The sequence below is a fragment of the Mesorhizobium sp. 43Arga genome, from assembly GCF_053714255.1.
The window spans coordinates 383,880-398,750 of record NZ_JBSKBO010000003.1 but is presented as its reverse complement, the minus strand read 5'-3'; the positions used below and the strand labels follow the sequence as shown (position 1 = coordinate 398,750).

At 62.4% G+C, this 14,871-nt stretch carries 14 protein-coding genes and 3 tRNA genes; 15 read left to right on the top strand and 2 right to left on the bottom strand.

All coding sequences use genetic code 11. The features are described 5' to 3' along the window. Positions 1–195 precede the first annotated feature (195 nt). Together ACWGS8_RS14660 and ACWGS8_RS14655 are read left to right on the top strand one after the other, a co-directional pair. Positions 196–280, top strand: a tRNA-Tyr gene (locus ACWGS8_RS14660). A gap of 90 nt (positions 281–370) precedes the next feature. After that, a tRNA-Gly gene (locus ACWGS8_RS14655) sits at positions 371–444 on the top strand. A gap of 76 nt (positions 445–520) precedes the next feature. Here ACWGS8_RS14655 and ACWGS8_RS14650 read toward each other — a convergent pair. Beyond that, positions 521–985 (bottom strand): YidB family protein, encoded by a 465-nt coding sequence (locus ACWGS8_RS14650; protein ID WP_454581589.1) that lies wholly within the window; start codon positions 983–985, stop codon positions 521–523. A 130-nt stretch (positions 986–1,115) separates the two neighbouring features. On the opposite strand from ACWGS8_RS14650, the gene ACWGS8_RS14645 reads away from it, so the two are divergent. After that, the gene (locus ACWGS8_RS14645; RefSeq protein ID WP_454581588.1) at positions 1,116–1,373 is read left to right on the top strand and encodes a GlsB/YeaQ/YmgE family stress response membrane protein; all 258 of its coding nucleotides are present in this window, start codon (positions 1,116–1,118) and stop codon (positions 1,371–1,373) included. Positions 1,374–1,464: 91 nt separating this feature from the next. Here ACWGS8_RS14645 and ACWGS8_RS14640 read toward each other — a convergent pair whose 3' ends face one another. Continuing rightward, entirely contained in the window at positions 1,465–2,352 is an 888-nt protein-coding gene (locus ACWGS8_RS14640) for a DMT family transporter (protein WP_454581587.1), read from the bottom strand. A 295-nt stretch (positions 2,353–2,647) separates the two neighbouring features. On the opposite strand from ACWGS8_RS14640, the gene tuf reads away from it, so the two are divergent. From tuf to rpoB, 12 genes are all read left to right on the top strand, one after another. Beyond that, entirely contained in the window at positions 2,648–3,823 is a 1,176-nt protein-coding gene (gene tuf, locus ACWGS8_RS14635) for an elongation factor Tu (RefSeq protein ID WP_010909256.1), read from the top strand. Positions 3,824–3,978: 155 nt separating this feature from the next. After that, positions 3,979–5,643 carry a hypothetical protein gene (locus tag ACWGS8_RS14630; RefSeq protein ID WP_454581586.1) on the top strand — a complete coding sequence of 555 codons (1,665 nt, stop codon included), beginning with the start codon at positions 3,979–3,981 and terminating at the stop codon, positions 5,641–5,643. Positions 5,644–5,743: 100 nt separating this feature from the next. Then, entirely contained in the window at positions 5,744–6,229 is a 486-nt protein-coding gene (locus ACWGS8_RS14625; RefSeq protein WP_454581585.1) for a group II truncated hemoglobin, read from the top strand. Positions 6,230–6,255: 26 nt separating this feature from the next. Continuing rightward, the gene (locus tag ACWGS8_RS14620; protein ID WP_454581584.1) at positions 6,256–6,465 is read left to right on the top strand and encodes a putative glycolipid-binding domain-containing protein; all 210 of its coding nucleotides are present in this window, start codon (positions 6,256–6,258) and stop codon (positions 6,463–6,465) included. 82 nt (positions 6,466–6,547) lie between these two features. Then, positions 6,548–6,623: transfer RNA gene (locus ACWGS8_RS14615), tRNA-Trp, on the top strand. A 363-nt stretch (positions 6,624–6,986) separates the two neighbouring features. Continuing rightward, positions 6,987–7,190, top strand: coding sequence for a preprotein translocase subunit SecE (gene secE / locus ACWGS8_RS14610; protein WP_010909260.1), 204 nt, complete (start codon positions 6,987–6,989; stop codon positions 7,188–7,190). Positions 7,191–7,219: 29 nt separating this feature from the next. Beyond that, positions 7,220–7,747: a transcription termination/antitermination protein NusG gene (gene nusG, locus ACWGS8_RS14605; protein WP_010909261.1), complete on the top strand. Its 528-nt coding sequence runs from the start codon at positions 7,220–7,222 to the stop codon at positions 7,745–7,747. A 188-nt stretch (positions 7,748–7,935) separates the two neighbouring features. Further along, on the top strand, positions 7,936–8,364 hold the full coding sequence (gene rplK / locus ACWGS8_RS14600) for a 50S ribosomal protein L11 (RefSeq protein ID WP_010909262.1): 429 nt from the start codon (positions 7,936–7,938) through the stop codon (positions 8,362–8,364). A 4-nt stretch (positions 8,365–8,368) separates the two neighbouring features. After that, positions 8,369–9,067, top strand: a complete 699-nt coding sequence (rplA, locus tag ACWGS8_RS14595) for a 50S ribosomal protein L1 (RefSeq protein WP_010909263.1) — start codon at positions 8,369–8,371, stop codon at positions 9,065–9,067. Between the two features lie 391 nt (positions 9,068–9,458). Further along, on the top strand, positions 9,459–9,977 hold the full coding sequence (gene rplJ, locus ACWGS8_RS14590) for a 50S ribosomal protein L10 (RefSeq protein WP_010909264.1): 519 nt from the start codon (positions 9,459–9,461) through the stop codon (positions 9,975–9,977). Between the two features lie 54 nt (positions 9,978–10,031). Then, positions 10,032–10,409, top strand: coding sequence for a 50S ribosomal protein L7/L12 (gene rplL / locus ACWGS8_RS14585; protein WP_010909265.1), 378 nt, complete (start codon positions 10,032–10,034; stop codon positions 10,407–10,409). 250 nt (positions 10,410–10,659) lie between these two features. Then, positions 10,660–14,796, top strand: a complete 4,137-nt coding sequence (gene rpoB / locus ACWGS8_RS14580) for a DNA-directed RNA polymerase subunit beta (RefSeq protein ID WP_454581583.1) — start codon at positions 10,660–10,662, stop codon at positions 14,794–14,796. Positions 14,797–14,871: the final 75 nt, after the last annotated feature.

Here is a 14,871-nt window from a genome sequence, read left to right as displayed (position 1 = left end):
TTCTATAGCCGTCTCGCGTGGCCAAGGATATGGCCCGTCGCCGCAGCCGGCGAACAACATCGAAAAACCCTTGCTGCGCGGTTGACACCCACTGGCCTTGCCGCCATAAGGCGCTTCGCTGATTTCGGAGAAGACATCCAACTCGGGCTCCGGGATCGGCAAGAATGCCTCGTTGCATGGCTCCGGCGGCAGACTGGAGAGGTGCCCGAGTGGTTAAAGGGGACGGACTGTAAATCCGTTGGCTTAGCCTACGTTGGTTCGAATCCAACCCTCTCCACCACTGCCGGCCCGGAAGCCCTGAAACGACAAGAGCATCGGGCCGAAAAGTGCATGGCGCTTTTCGGGTGAATCCGATACTTCAGTGCAAGGCGCGGGTATAGCTCAGTGGTAGAGCAGCAGCCTTCCAAGCTGAATATGCGGGTTCGATTCCCGCTACCCGCTCCAGATTTTCGCCACATGGCCAGACCCAGACACTGCGCGACCATGCGCGCAGCGCTTCCGGACATCAAAATGCGCCGCGTCAGCTGTTGAATGCCGACGCCACCTGGTGTTGCTGCGGCACCTGGCCGTTCGGCGTCAGCTTGTCGACGACGCCGGGCAGGGCCGTGGACAACTGCTTGAGCAGTTCGCCCTCATCCATTCCGGTGCGCTGCGCGATCTCGCGGATGACCTGCGGCCCGAGTGCGGCGCCCAGATCATTGGCGTTGATCGACTGGTTCTGCCCGGTGCCGACCCAGGAGTCGGCGACATTGCCGTGGCCGGCGTCCCTGAGCTTGTCGAGGAGGCCGCCCAGGCCGCCGAGCAGGCCGCCATCACTGGCGGTGGTTCCGACCGGCGTTGGGTCGACAGGCGCGGGCGCTTGAGGCTGATCCGGCTGTTCGGCGCTTCTGCCGCTCAGCATTTTTCCGACCAGCAAGGCGCCGAGCGCGATCATCAGCGGTTTGGTGATGTTGCCGCCGGGAACGGCGTTGTCAAAAAGTCCCATAGTGGATCCTCCATCTCGACCAAGCCCTGCCCATCGTCAACAATGGCGTATCCGGGCGGAATTTCAAGCTGGCTTGAGGTTTTGACAATCATATGAAAATGTCGGGTCGGCAGGGGATGGAGAGGAAAAAATGGGTATCATCAGCTGGATCATTCTCGGCGCCATCGCCGGCTTCCTGGGCAGCAAGATCGTCAACAAGACCGGCCAAGGCCTGATCATGGATGTCGTGCTCGGCATTGTCGGCGCCATCGTCGGCGGCGTGATCTGCAGCCAGCTCTTCGGGGTGGGTGTCACCGGCCTCAACATCTCCAGCCTGATCGTCGCCGTGGTCGGCGCGGTGGTTGTGCTGTGGGGCTACCACCAGTTCAGCGGAAGGCGGACGCTATAAGCGCCAGCCGCATCGTCTGAAATTTTGAATTTCTGCCGAGCAAGACCAGCGTCGGCTTGCCTATGGCATCACAGGCGCTTGGCTGCCGATGCTAGGCGACGACGGTCAGCCGGCGTCTACGCTGGTCCAGGGACACGATGGTCAGCCCGCTGGTCACCACCAGCAGGATGCCGCAGACCGCCAGCGCATTGGGGAACTGGCCGAACACCAGCAGGCCCGAAATGACGGCCCAGACGGTGAAGCAGTAATAGAATGGCGCCACCGCGCTGGTCGGCCCGACGCGATAGGCCATGAAGATGAAGAAATGGCCGAAGATCAGGAAAAACCCGGCGCCGGCCATCAGCAGCAAATGGCGCGCCTCGGGCATGACCCAGCGCTCGGCAACCAGATGCGCCGCACCAGCGCCGATCAGCACCACCACGACGGCGGAGATCGCCACGATCATCCCCGGCACCTCTGCAGAAACACGCCTGCCGGCAAGGTCGCGCGCGGCCGACAGCGCGGCGTTGCCGAGCGCCAGCAGGGCGTAGACGGAGATGCCTTGCATCGTCGGTTGCGCCACCATCAGCGCGCCGATGAAGCCGAGGCCAATCAGAGCCATGCGTTGGCCGCCGATGCGCTCGCCAAACAGGATCGAGGAACCGACCAGCATTAGCAGTGGCGTGATTTGTCCCAGCGCCGTGGAATCCGCGATCTGCATATTGGCGAGCGCCACGACGTAGCAAAGGATCGCCGCCAGCTCGAGCAGGTTCCTGCTCAGCACATGGCCGTCGAAGATCAACGGGATCTGTTTGCCGTAGCCCAGCAGGAACAACAGCGGGAAGCCCCAGAGCGCTGCCGCCACGCCGCGCAGGAACAGCACCTCGTAGGACGGCAGCCCCGCGGTCGCGAGTTTCATCATCGTATCGTTGACCAGATACGACCCGGTCGAGACGATCATGAACAGCGGGCCGCGGATCGAGGCAGGGATGAATTGCATGGCGGTCAGGAGATCAGACCTCGGTGGCCGCCGCAATGGGCCATCAACTGGCCGTGATCGAGACAGGAATTGGCTGGCAAGAACATCGGATGCAGGCCTCGATCGATCGGCCTGCCGCCCATTCCATTTCCCCCATCGCCTTCCTATATCAGCGCCATATCCCCGCAATCGGATCCCAGGTTCGGACTGAGTGAGACGGCACCCGGCCAAAAGACGCTTGTGTTTTTTGGCCTTTGTCGCTAATCGCCCCGCATTCGACTGAACTGAAGGTCAAGGCCGTCCAAGGAAAGAGACTATGGCAAAAGGTAAATTCGAGCGCACTAAGCCTCATGTGAACATCGGCACGATTGGTCACGTTGACCATGGCAAGACGTCGCTGACGGCGGCGATCACGAAGTATTTTGGCGAGTACAAGCGCTACGACCAGATCGATGCGGCTCCGGAAGAGAAGGCGCGCGGCATCACCATCTCGACGGCTCACGTCGAATACGAGACGGCCAACCGCCACTACGCCCACGTCGACTGCCCCGGCCACGCCGACTATGTGAAGAACATGATCACCGGCGCCGCGCAGATGGACGGCGCGATCCTGGTCGTGTCGGCCGCCGACGGCCCGATGCCGCAGACCCGCGAGCACATCCTGCTTGCCCGTCAGGTCGGCGTGCCGTCGATCGTTGTGTTCTTGAACAAGGTCGACCAGGTCGACGACGCCGAGCTGCTCGAACTGGTCGAGCTCGAGGTTCGCGAGCTGCTGTCGAAGAACGAGTTCCCCGGCGACGACATTCCGATCGTCAAGGGTTCGGCGCTGGCCGCGCTTGAGGATTCCAACAAGACGATCGGCGAGGACGCGATCCGCGAGCTGATGGCTCAGGTCGACGCCTACATCCCGACGCCGGTTCGTCCGCTCGACAAGCCGTTCCTGATGCCGATCGAAGACGTGTTCTCGATCTCGGGCCGCGGCACGGTCGTCACCGGCCGCGTCGAGCGCGGCGTGGTCAAGGTCGGCGAGGAGCTGGAGATCATCGGCATCCGTCCGACGACCAAGACGACCTGCACGGGCGTGGAAATGTTCCGCAAGCTGCTTGATCAGGGCCAGGCTGGCGACAACATCGGCGCGCTGCTGCGTGGTGTTGACCGTGAAGGCGTCGAGCGCGGCCAGGTTCTGGCCAAGCCCGGCACGGTGAAGCCGCACAAGAAGTTCGTGGCCGAAGCCTACATCCTGACCAAGGACGAAGGTGGCCGTCACACGCCGTTCTTCACCAACTACCGTCCGCAGTTCTACTTCCGCACGACGGATGTGACTGGCATCGTGTCGCTGCCGGCTGGCACCGAGATGGTCATGCCTGGCGACAACATCACCGTCGATGTCGAGCTGATCGTGCCGATCGCCATGGAAGAGAAGCTGCGCTTCGCCATCCGTGAAGGCGGCCGCACCGTCGGTGCCGGCATCGTCGTCACCATCAAGGAATAATCGAGACCGGCATCAGCCGGATCGACAAGAAAAGGGCGGTCCTCGGGCCGCCCTTTTTCGTTTCCGACGCTGCAAGACCTGGAACTGCGCCCGCCCTGTTGCAAGCGCCATCGCGCCAACTAGTATAGGTTGCATTGCGGGAGCTTTGCGAACGAGTGGTTCCAGGGCGCTGTTTCGGCGGGAAGGGGTGGCGGTTGCGGGTAGTGGTCCGTCTCATGCTGTTGGTCGCCGTGGTCCTGCCTGTCCTTCCGGCGCGGGCCCAGGAGCAGCAGCTGGACATCCCACCGATGCGCTTCGCCGTCGTGCGCAGCAATGCGCCGGGATGCGAGCCCAATTGTCCAGAATGGATATCGGCGGAAGGCACGATCGCGGCAGACACGCCATCGCTCTTCAAACGCACGCTCAAAACGCTCGAGGGACGGCAACTGCCTGTCGTGGTCAACTCGCCCGGCGGCAATGTCGATGCCGCACTCGCACTTGGCAGGATGATCCGCAAGGCCAAGCTCGATATCGCCGTCGGCGTGACGGTGTTTTCCGGCTGCCAACCGGAGGTGAAGAGTTGCAGCGACAACAAGGGCAAGGGTGCCGACTATTTCGGCATGGCTTTCGACGACGGGGGCATGTGCAATTCTGCCTGTCCCCTGATGTTTTCCGGCGGTGTCCGCCGCGTGGTCGGAGATTTCGCCTATCTCGGTGTCCACCAGATCACCACCACCTACAAGCGCGAGAAGCTGCTCTACCGGACCACCTACCGGATCGTGAACGGCAAGAAGAAGATCATCAACACCAAGGTGGTCAGCCGGAAAAATGCCGGCAGCTACAAGACCTACGAGATGAGCAAGGCGGTTGAGAAGACGCTTTCGGCCTATCTCAGGGAAATGGGGATAGGCGACGGCGTGCTGGAAATGATGAAGGCCACGCCGGCCAGCGACATCCGCCAGATCGCGCTCGACGATATGCTGACGATGAAGTTGGTGACCAGCCGGGATGCCGTGGATCTGTTGACCTCCGCGAGCCTGTGCGCGCCGCAACAGCCGGCCGCGAACTGCCGGGAGATACCGATCTCTGCAAATGATGCGACGCCATCGGCCGCTGCGATCGGCAAGCCCAGGGATGTCGTACCGGCTGGGCCGGAAACCGCCAAGGCCGGTGCGGAGATGCGCTTTGTCGTGGTTCGCGGCAGCAATCCGCTGTGCAATCCCGACTGTCCGGAATGGATTTCGGCGGACGGCGCGATTACGGGCCAGACGCCGCAGAAGTTGCGCCAGTTGCTCGCCACGCTTGGCAATCGGCGCCTGCCTGTCGTGATCAGTTCACGGAGAGGTGACCTGTCCGGCGCCCTGGCGGCGGGCCGGCTTATCCGCGAAAGGAAGCTTGACGTCGCCGTGGGCCGGACCGATTTCGTCGATTGCGACCCGGGAGCATGGAATTGCCTGGCCAAGGAGGGCGCTTATGCCGGATTGAGCATCGATACCGGCGTGGAATGTGATTCAGCCTGCGCGCTGATGCTTGCCGGCGGCGCGAGAAGGCTTGTTGGCCCCGAAGCGCGGCTCAGCCTCTACCCGATGGGACAGAAGCAGATGGTCAAGGCGTATCTCGAGGAGATGGCGATCGGTCCCGTTCTGTTCAAAGCGATCGCGGGGCGCTCGGCCGAGCGCCAGCTCGAACCGGACATCATGCTGAAGGCGGGGCTGACAACGGGACCGCAATCGGTCGACGCACTGACCGGCGCCACGATTTGCAAGGCCGTTCCCAGGCCCGACAACTGCCGCGGCCTGCCGCCCGCCAATGCGGCGGCCGACGCGCCCGCAAAGCTGTAGTGCGCGGCTTCGGAAACTGGCCATCGAGGCAGGTTGAGCTGCCTTCGATCTTTCCGCTATCGTCGCGGCCGGTGGCGCCGGGGCCGGCGGAGGATCGACAATGAGCCGGGATGTTCCCACACTCTACGAATGGGCCGGCGGCAGCGAAGCCCTGAACCAGCTGACGCAGACCTTCTATGGCAAGGTGGCAAGGGACCCGGTCGTTGGGCCGGTGTTCAAGGCGATGTCGCCGGATCATCCCACCCATGTTGCGGCCTTCATCGGCGAGGTCTTTGGTGGGCCGAAGACCTATAGCGAGAAATTCGGCGGCCACCGTGAGATGGTCATGCATCATCTGGGCAAGCATTTGACCGAGGAGCAGCGCCGCCGCTGGATCAACTTGCTCGCCGATGCCGCCGACGAGGTCGGCTTGCCGGACGATCCCGAATTCCGCTCGGCCTTCATGGGCTATGTCGAATGGGGATCGCGGCTGGCCAAGATGAACTCCAATCTCGGTGAGACCTGCGATCCGGAAACAGAACCGATGCCGGCCTGGGGCTGGGGCGTGCCTGGCGGGCCATATACGCCGCCGACCGGGAAATCCTAGCGGTTGCGAACAGGCCGAAGGGCGGCTTGCGGCTGGCCACTGGACAGAGTGCCGAGATCACCACTGCCTTTATCGAATTCCCGGCGCTCACCGTCAGCAACCCGCAGCGCTACGCATGCCTCGAGGAGGCCAGGCGATATCTCTATGAATCGCGCGCCAGCGGCTTCAGGCTCGAAGTCGAGATCGACGGAGACGGGCTGGTAGTCACCTATCCCGATTTCTGGCAAAGGGGATGAAGGCGCGTTTGCGTGCAAACCACTCTTTACAGACAGCGCGGAAGCTTTTAGGAAGCCCCTGCTGCGCCGAGGCGCGCACGATACGGGCATAGCTCAGTTGGTAGAGCGGCGGTCTCCAAAACCGCAGGTCGTAGGTTCGAGCCCTGCTGCCCGTGCCATTTCAAAAAATGGCTTCAGAAACGATATTTCCGCGGTCCGCCCTTTGAAAATCGGCGACACGCTTGCCATATTAGCCCGATTGGGGCATAAGGGCGCCATAGCCGGGACGGAACGACTGGATGGTTCCGAGGCGGCGTTTGGTCATAAAGCGGACACTTGCCACTTGCGTGGATCAAGAATCGGTTTTATGTAGACAGAACAGACACGCGACGCGTGGAGCTGGGAAGCCGGCTTTACGCGTCTGATTTGCATGGGCGAAATGATTGCGCTGATTCGGCGCGAGACTGGGCTCAGGCGGCACGTCCCGGCCAGCGGGATCATCCAGGGGACCCGGCCAACGGGTCTTGAAGACAGAGCGGCATATGGCTTCGAAAACCACAAATCCTTTCGTCTTTCTCCAGCAGGTTCGCTCGGAGACCGCCAAGGTGACTTGGCCGTCGCGGCGCGAAACGATGATCTCGACGGTGATGGTTCTGGCCTTCGCTGTGATTGCGATGATCTTTTTCTTTAGCGCCGATCAGTTGATGGGCCTCGCGATCGAACAGATTCTGGGCATTGGACGCTAAGTCCGGCGACTACGGAGAAGTCTAAAAAAATGGCTGCGCGCTGGTACATCGTCCACGCTTATTCGAACTTTGAAAAGAAGGTCGCCGAGGATATCGAGAACAAGGCCAAGCAGAAGGGCCTGTCCGCCGATATCGAGCAGATCGTGGTGCCGACCGAGAAGGTGGTCGAGGTCCGTCGTGGCCGCAAGGTCGATGCCGAGCGCAAGTTCTTCCCGGGCTATGTGCTCCTGAAGGCCAATTTGACCGACGCCGTGTTCTCGCTGGTGAAGAACACGCCGAAGGTCACCGGCTTTCTCGGTGACTCCAAGCCGGTGCCGATCACCGAGGCGGAAGCGCAGCGCATTCTGAATCAGGTGCAGGAAGGCGTCGAGCGGCCGAAGCCCTCGGTCACGTTCGAGATCGGCGAGGCGATCCGCGTTTCGGACGGTCCTTTCGCGTCGTTCAACGGTTTCGTCCAGGAAGTGGACGAGGAGCGGGCGCGGCTCAAGGTGGAAGTTTCGATCTTCGGGCGCGCCGTGCCTGTCGATCTGGAATTCGGACAGGTCGAAAAGGGCTGATCCGAAATCCCTGATGTTGGGCCGGCGACGCCGGTCTGGCGATCAGGGGAGGCGGTGCGGAAACGCATGGCCGAGAACGGTGGGAGGCGAATGTGGCTTTAGCCGGCCGCGCGAACCGCACCACCAGACTGCAACCGCCGGTGTTTCCCTGACGATGGGGGCCGGCATAGACAAAGGCAGGAAAAGAGATGGCTAAGAAAATTGCAGGCCAGCTCAAGCTTCAGGTCTCCGCGGGTTCGGCTACGCCGTCGCCCCCGATCGGCCCGGCGCTTGGTCAGCGCGGCATCAACATCATGGAGTTCTGCAAGGCGTTCAACGCGCAGACCCAGGAAATGGAAAAGGGATCCCCGGTTCCGGTCGTCATCACCTACTATCAGGACAAGTCGTTCACCTTCGTCATGAAGACGCCGCCGGTGAGCTATTTCCTGAAGAAGGCCGCGAACCTGAAGTCGGGCTCGAAGGAGCCGGGCAAGGTCAAGGCTGGTACCGTTTCACGCGACAAGGTGCGTGAAATCGCGACCGCCAAGATGAAGGATCTGAACGCAAACGACGTCGAGGCGGCCATGCGCATGGTCGAGGGCTCCGCCCGCTCGATGGGTCTGGAAGTGGTGGGCTGAGATCATGGCAAAGATTGCAAAGCGTGTATCGAAGACCCGCGAAGGCATCGATCCCAACAAGGCTTATGCCCTGGGTGAAGCGCTGAAGCTGCTCAAGGACCGTTCCTCGGTCAAGTTCGACGAGACCGTCGAAGTCGCCATGAACCTCGGCGTCGACCCGCGCCATGCCGACCAGATGGTCCGCGGCGTGGTCAACCTGCCGAACGGCACCGGCCGCTCGGTTCGCGTCGCCGTGTTCGCCCGCGGCGACAAGGCCGAGGAAGCCAAGGCCGCCGGCGCCGACATCGTCGGTGCGGAAGACCTGGTCGACATCGTCCAGAAGGGCACGATCGATTTCGATCGCTGCATCGCAACGCCGGACATGATGCCGCTGGTCGGCCGTCTCGGCAAGGTGCTCGGCCCGCGCGGCATGATGCCGAACCCGAAGGTCGGCACCGTCACCACCGACGTCGCCGCCGCCGTCAAGGCATCGAAGGGCGGCGCGGTCGAGTTCCGCGTCGAGAAGGCCGGCATCGTTCATGCCGGCGTCGGCAAGGTCTCGTTCGACGTCAAGGCGCTGGAAGAGAACATCCGCGCCTTCGCCGATGCGGTGACCAAGGCAAAGCCGGCTGGCGCCAAGGGCAACTACGTCAAGAAGGTGTCGGTCACCTCGACGATGGGCCCGGGCCTCAAGCTCGACGTCTCGACGCTCGCAGCGTCCTGATTAAGACCATTTGGATCGGCCGCCGGAAGGCCGTTCCGTGACTGAATTCCGGGCCTCGGATTTATCCTGGGCCCGGTACCGGAAGCCGAAAGGCTTCCGGACATCCTGTCCGAGATTGCAGGCGGCCCAAAAGCCTTAATTCATGTGGGCCTGCATGAGACGGGTGAAGACCCGACAACGGAGCGAATGCTCCAATGAAAGGTTCGAACCGTGTTTGCCTTTTGTCTGCGCATCGCCGGCTTGCCGTCGGTGTGGCGAAAGGGGGCAGGATCCTCGAGCGTCGTTCGGGAGATCCGGTACTGGATGGCCCGGCCGGCAAAGGCAACCCGACGCCTGTCCTCGAAAATGAGATGTTCTCATTGACGGGATTGGGGTCAACTGGAGATAGGCAGTGGACAGAGCGGAAAAACGCGAACTCGTCACGGGCCTGAACGAAGCGTTCGGAAACGCAGGTTCAGTGGTCGTGGCCCACTATGCCGGTATCACCGTCGCGCAAATGAACGACCTTCGGTCGAAAATGCGCGCCGCCGGTGGCACCGTTAAAGTCGCGAAGAACCGTCTCGCCAAAATCGCTCTTCAGGGCACGGACTCCGCATCGATCATCGATCTGTTCAAGGGACAGACGCTGATTGCTTATTCGGAGGATCCGATTGCGGCGCCGAAGGTCGCGTCCGATTTCGCCAAGGGAAATGACAAGCTCGTCATTCTCGGCGGCGCAATGGGCACCACCTCGCTCAATGCCGACGGTGTGAAGGCACTCGCCACACTTCCGTCGCTCGATGAGCTGCGCGCCAAGCTGGTTGGCATGATCGCCACGCCGGCAACCCGGATCGCCCAGATCGTCAATGCGCCAGCGGCCTCGGTCGCGCGCGTCATCGGCGCTTACGCCCGGAAGGACGAGGCGGCATGAGGCCGTTCCTCGCTATCAAAAACACACGTTCGAACCTAACGAAGGAATACAACAATGGCTGATCTCGCAAAGATCGTAGACGACCTTTCGAAGCTGACCGTCCTCGAGGCGGCCGAGCTGTCGAAGCTTCTGGAAGAAAAGTGGGGCGTTTCGGCTGCTGCTCCGGTGGCGGTTGCCGCTGCTGGTGGCGCTGCCGCTGCTGCTGCTCCGGCCGAGGAAAAGACGGAATTCGACGTCGTCCTCACCGACGCTGGCGCTCAGAAGATCAACGTCATCAAGGAAGTCCGCGCCATCACCGGTCTTGGCCTCAAGGAAGCCAAGGACCTGGTCGAAGCGGCTCCGAAGCCGGTCAAGGAAGGCGTTTCCAAGGCCGACGCTGACAAGTTCAAGGCCCAGCTGGAAGCAGCCGGCGCCAAGGTCGACCTGAAGTAAGCGTAAAAGCGGCGGGCGGCCTCGCGCCGCCCGCCACTCCCTTCGCCTGGAGGGAGGACGCGTAGCGCGAGATGTACGAGAACCTCTTTCCTGAGGGCCCCAACCGGCCTTCAGGAAACGGGTTTTCTCCCGTTTTAGCCGGCCGCCGAAAGGCGAACGGAGAACAGACAGAGAGCCGCCGCCCAGGCGGCTCGGTATGCAAGGCGGACCGCGGCGAGGTCCGTCCCGAGTTTAGAGCTAAGGAGCGACGATGGCCCAGACCCAGACTTTCAATGGCCGCAGACGCGTACGCAAGTTCTTCGGAAAGATTCCGGAAGTTGCGGAGATGCCGAACCTGATCGAGGTTCAGAAGGCATCCTATGACCAGTTCCTGATGGTGGACGAGCCCAAGGGCGGCCGTCCGGACGAGGGACTGCAGGCTGTTTTCAAGTCGGTCTTCCCGATCTCCGATTTTTCCGGCTCCTCGATGCTGGAGTTCGTGAAGTACGAGTTCGAAGGACCGAAATTCGACGTTGACGAATGCCGTCAGCGCGACCTGACCTATGCCGCGCCGCTGAAGGTGACGCTGCGCCTCATCGTGTTCGATATCGACGAGGATACCGGCGCCAAGTCGATCAAGGACATCAAGGAGCAGGACGTCTACATGGGCGACATGCCGCTCATGACCTTGAACGGCACCTTCATCGTCAACGGCACCGAGCGTGTCATCGTCTCGCAGATGCACCGTTCGCCCGGCGTCTTCTTCGACCACGACAAGGGCAAGTCGCACTCGTCGGGCAAGCTTCTGTTTGCCGCGCGTGTCATTCCCTATCGCGGCTCGTGGCTCGACATCGAGTTCGATTCCAAGGACGTCGTGCACGCCCGCATCGACCGGCGCCGCAAGATTCCGGTGACGTCGCTGTTGATGGCGCTCGGCATGGATGGCGAAGAGATCCTGTCGACGTTCTACAACAAGATCACCTATGTGCGGGCCGGCGACCACTGGCGCATTCCGTTCAACGTCGAGCGTTTCCGCGGCCTCAAGGCCGTCGGCGACCTGGTCGACGCCGATACGGGCGAGATCGTGGTCGAGGCCGGCAAGAAGATCACCGCCCGCCAGGCGCGCCAGCTCGGCGAAAAGGGCCTGAAGGCGATCAAGGCGACCGACGAGGATCTGCTCGGCAACTACCTGGCCGAGGACATCGTCAACTACGCCACCGGTGAGATCTTCCTCGAAGCCGGTGACGAGATCGACGAGAAGACCTTGAAGGTGCTGCTTGGCACCGGCGAGCAGGAGATCAAGGTTCTCGACATCGACCACGTCAATGTCGGCGCCTACATCAGAAACACGCTCAACGTCGACAAGAACGAGAGCCGCCAGGACGCGCTGTTCGACATCTATCGCGTCATGCGCCCGGGCGAGCCGCCGACGCTCGAGACCGCCGAAGCCATGTTCAACTCGCTGTTCTTCGACTCAGAGCGCTATGACCTGTCGGCTGTCGGCCGCGTCAAGATGAACATGCGCCTCGAACTCAAGGCCGAGGACACCGTGCGCGTGCTGCGCAAGGAAGACATCCTGGCCGTGGTCAAGACGCTGGTCGAACTGCGCGACGGCAAGGGCGAGATCGACGACATCGACAATCTCGGCAACCGCCGCGTGCGTTCCGTCGGCGAGCTGATGGAGAACCAGTACCGCGTCGGCCTGCTGCGCATGGAGCGCGCGATCAAGGAGCGTATGTCCTCGATCGAGATCGACACGGTGATGCCGCAGGACCTGATCAACGCCAAGCCGGCGGCCGCCGCCGTGCGCGAGTTCTTCGGTTCCTCGCAGCTGTCGCAGTTCATGGACCAGACCAACCCGCTGTCGGAGATCACCCACAAGCGCCGCCTGTCGGCGCTTGGACCGGGCGGTCTGACCCGCGAGCGCGCCGGCTTCGAGGTGCGCGACGTGCACCCGACGCATTACGGCCGTATCTGCCCGATCGAGACGCCGGAAGGCCCGAATATCGGTCTGATCAACTCGCTGGCGACCTTCGCGCGCGTCAACAAGTACGGCTTCATCGAGAGCCCGTACCGCAAGATCGTCGACGGCAAGCTGACCAATGACGTCGTCTATCTCTCGGCGATGGAAGAAGCCAAGCACCATGTCGCGCAGGCCAACGCCGAGCTCGACAAGAATGGCGGCTTCGTCGACGAGTTCGTCATTTGCCGCAGTGCCGGCGAAGTGATGATGGCGCCGCGCGAAAACGTCGACCTGATGGACGTGTCGCCCAAGCAGATGGTGTCGGTGGCCGCGGCCCTGATCCCGTTCCTGGAAAACGACGACGCCAACCGCGCGCTGATGGGCTCGAACATGCAGCGTCAGGCCGTGCCGCTGGTGCGCGCCGAGGCGCCGTTCGTCGGCACCGGCATGGAGCCGATCGTTGCCCGTGACTCAGGCGCCGCCATCGGCGCCCGCCGCGGCGGCATCGTCGACCAGGTGGACGCGACGCGTATCGTTATCCGCGCGACGGAAGATCTCGATCCGGGCAAGTCCGGCGTCGACATCTACCGTCTCATGAAGTTCCAGCGTTCGAACCAGAACACCTGCATCAACCAGCGTCCGCTGGTGCGCATGGGTGACCGGGTCAACAAGGGCGACATCATCGCCGACGGCCCGTCGACCGAGCTCGGTGATCTGGCGCTCGGCCGCAACGTGCTGGTCGCGTTCATGCCCTGGAACGGCTACAACTACGAGGACTCGATCCTGCTCTCCGAGCGCATCGTCGCCGACGACGTCTTCACCTCGATCCACATCGAGGAGTTCGAGGTCATGGCGCGCGATACCAAGCTTGGTCCGGAGGAAATCACGCGCGACATTCCGAACGTTTCGGAAGAAGCGCTGAAGAACCTCGATGAAGCCGGCATTGTCTATATCGGTGCGGAAGTGCAGCCGGGCGACATCCTGGTCGGAAAGATCACGCCGAAGGGTGAGAGCCCGATGACGCCGGAAGAGAAGCTTCTGCGCGCCATCTTCGGTGAAAAGGCTTCCGACGTGCGCGACACCTCGATGCGCATGCCTCCGGGCACTTTCGGCACCGTCGTCGAGGTGCGCGTGTTCAATCGCCACGGTGTGGAGAAGGACGAGCGCGCCATGGCGATCGAGCGCGAGGAGATCGAACGCCTCGCCAAGGACCGTGACGACGAGCAGGCCATCCTGGACCGCAACGTCTACGCGCGTCTTTCCGACGTGCTCGTCGGCAAGGAAGCGATCGCTGGACCGAAGGGCTTCAAGAAGGGCTCGACGCTGTCCAAGGATACGCTGGACGAGTATCCGCGTTCGCAGTGGTGGCAGTTCGCCGTGGAGAATGAAAAGCTCCAAAGCGAACTGGAAGCCCTGCGTGGCCAGTACGACGATTCCAAGAAGGCGCTCGAACAGCGCTTCATGGACAAGGTCGAGAAGGTGCAGCGCGGCGACGAAATGCCTCCGGGCGTCATGAAGATGGTCAAGGTCTTCGTGGCGGTGAAGCGCAAGATGCAGCCGGGCGACAAGATGGCCGGCCGTCACGGCAACAAGGGTGTCGTGTCGCGCATCGTTCCGGTCGAGGACATGCCTTTCCTCGAGGACGGCACGCATGCCGATATCGTGCTCAACCCGCTGGGTGTGCCGAGCCGCATGAATGTCGGCCAGATCCTGGAAACGCATCTGGGCTGGGCCTGCGCGGGCATGGGCAAGAAGATCGGCGAGCTGATCGACACCTACAAGGCCGCCGGCGACATCAAGCCGCTGCGCAAGACGCTGGAAAGCTTCATGCCGGCCAATGACCGCAACGAGCCGGTTCGCGAGTATGACGACGAGAGCATTGTTCGCCTCAGTGAACAGATGCGCCGCGGCGTCTCGATCGCGACCCCGGTGTTCGACGGTGCGCATGAGGCTGACATCAACATCATGCTGGAGCAGGCAGGCCTGCACACCAGCGGTCAGTCGCAGCTCTATGACGGACGCACGGGCGAGCCGTTCGATCGCAAGGTGACGATGGGCTATATCTACATGCTCAAGCTTCACCACCTGGTGGACGACAAGATCCACGCGCGTTCGATCGGTCCGTACTCGCTCGTCACCCAGCAGCCGCTGGGCGGCAAGGCGCAGTTCGGCGGCCAGCGCTTCGGCGAAATGGAGGTCTGGGCGCTGGAAGCCTATGGCGCCGCCTATACGCTGCAGGAAATGCTGACGGTGAAGTCGGACGACGTCGCCGGCCGCACCAAGGTCTACGAGGCGATCGTGCGCGGCGACGACACGTTCGAAGCCGGCATTCCCGAGAGCTTCAACGTGCTCGTCAAGGAAATGCGGTCTCTCGGCCTCAATGTCGAGCTGGAGAACACCAAGCTCGACGACGCCCCGGTTCGGCTGCCCGACGCGGCCGAGTAAAGGCTAGAGCGCGCCGCACGACGTTGCGGCGCGCCAAAGGAATTCGACGGCCGGTGGCCGACAAAGACGGCGGGC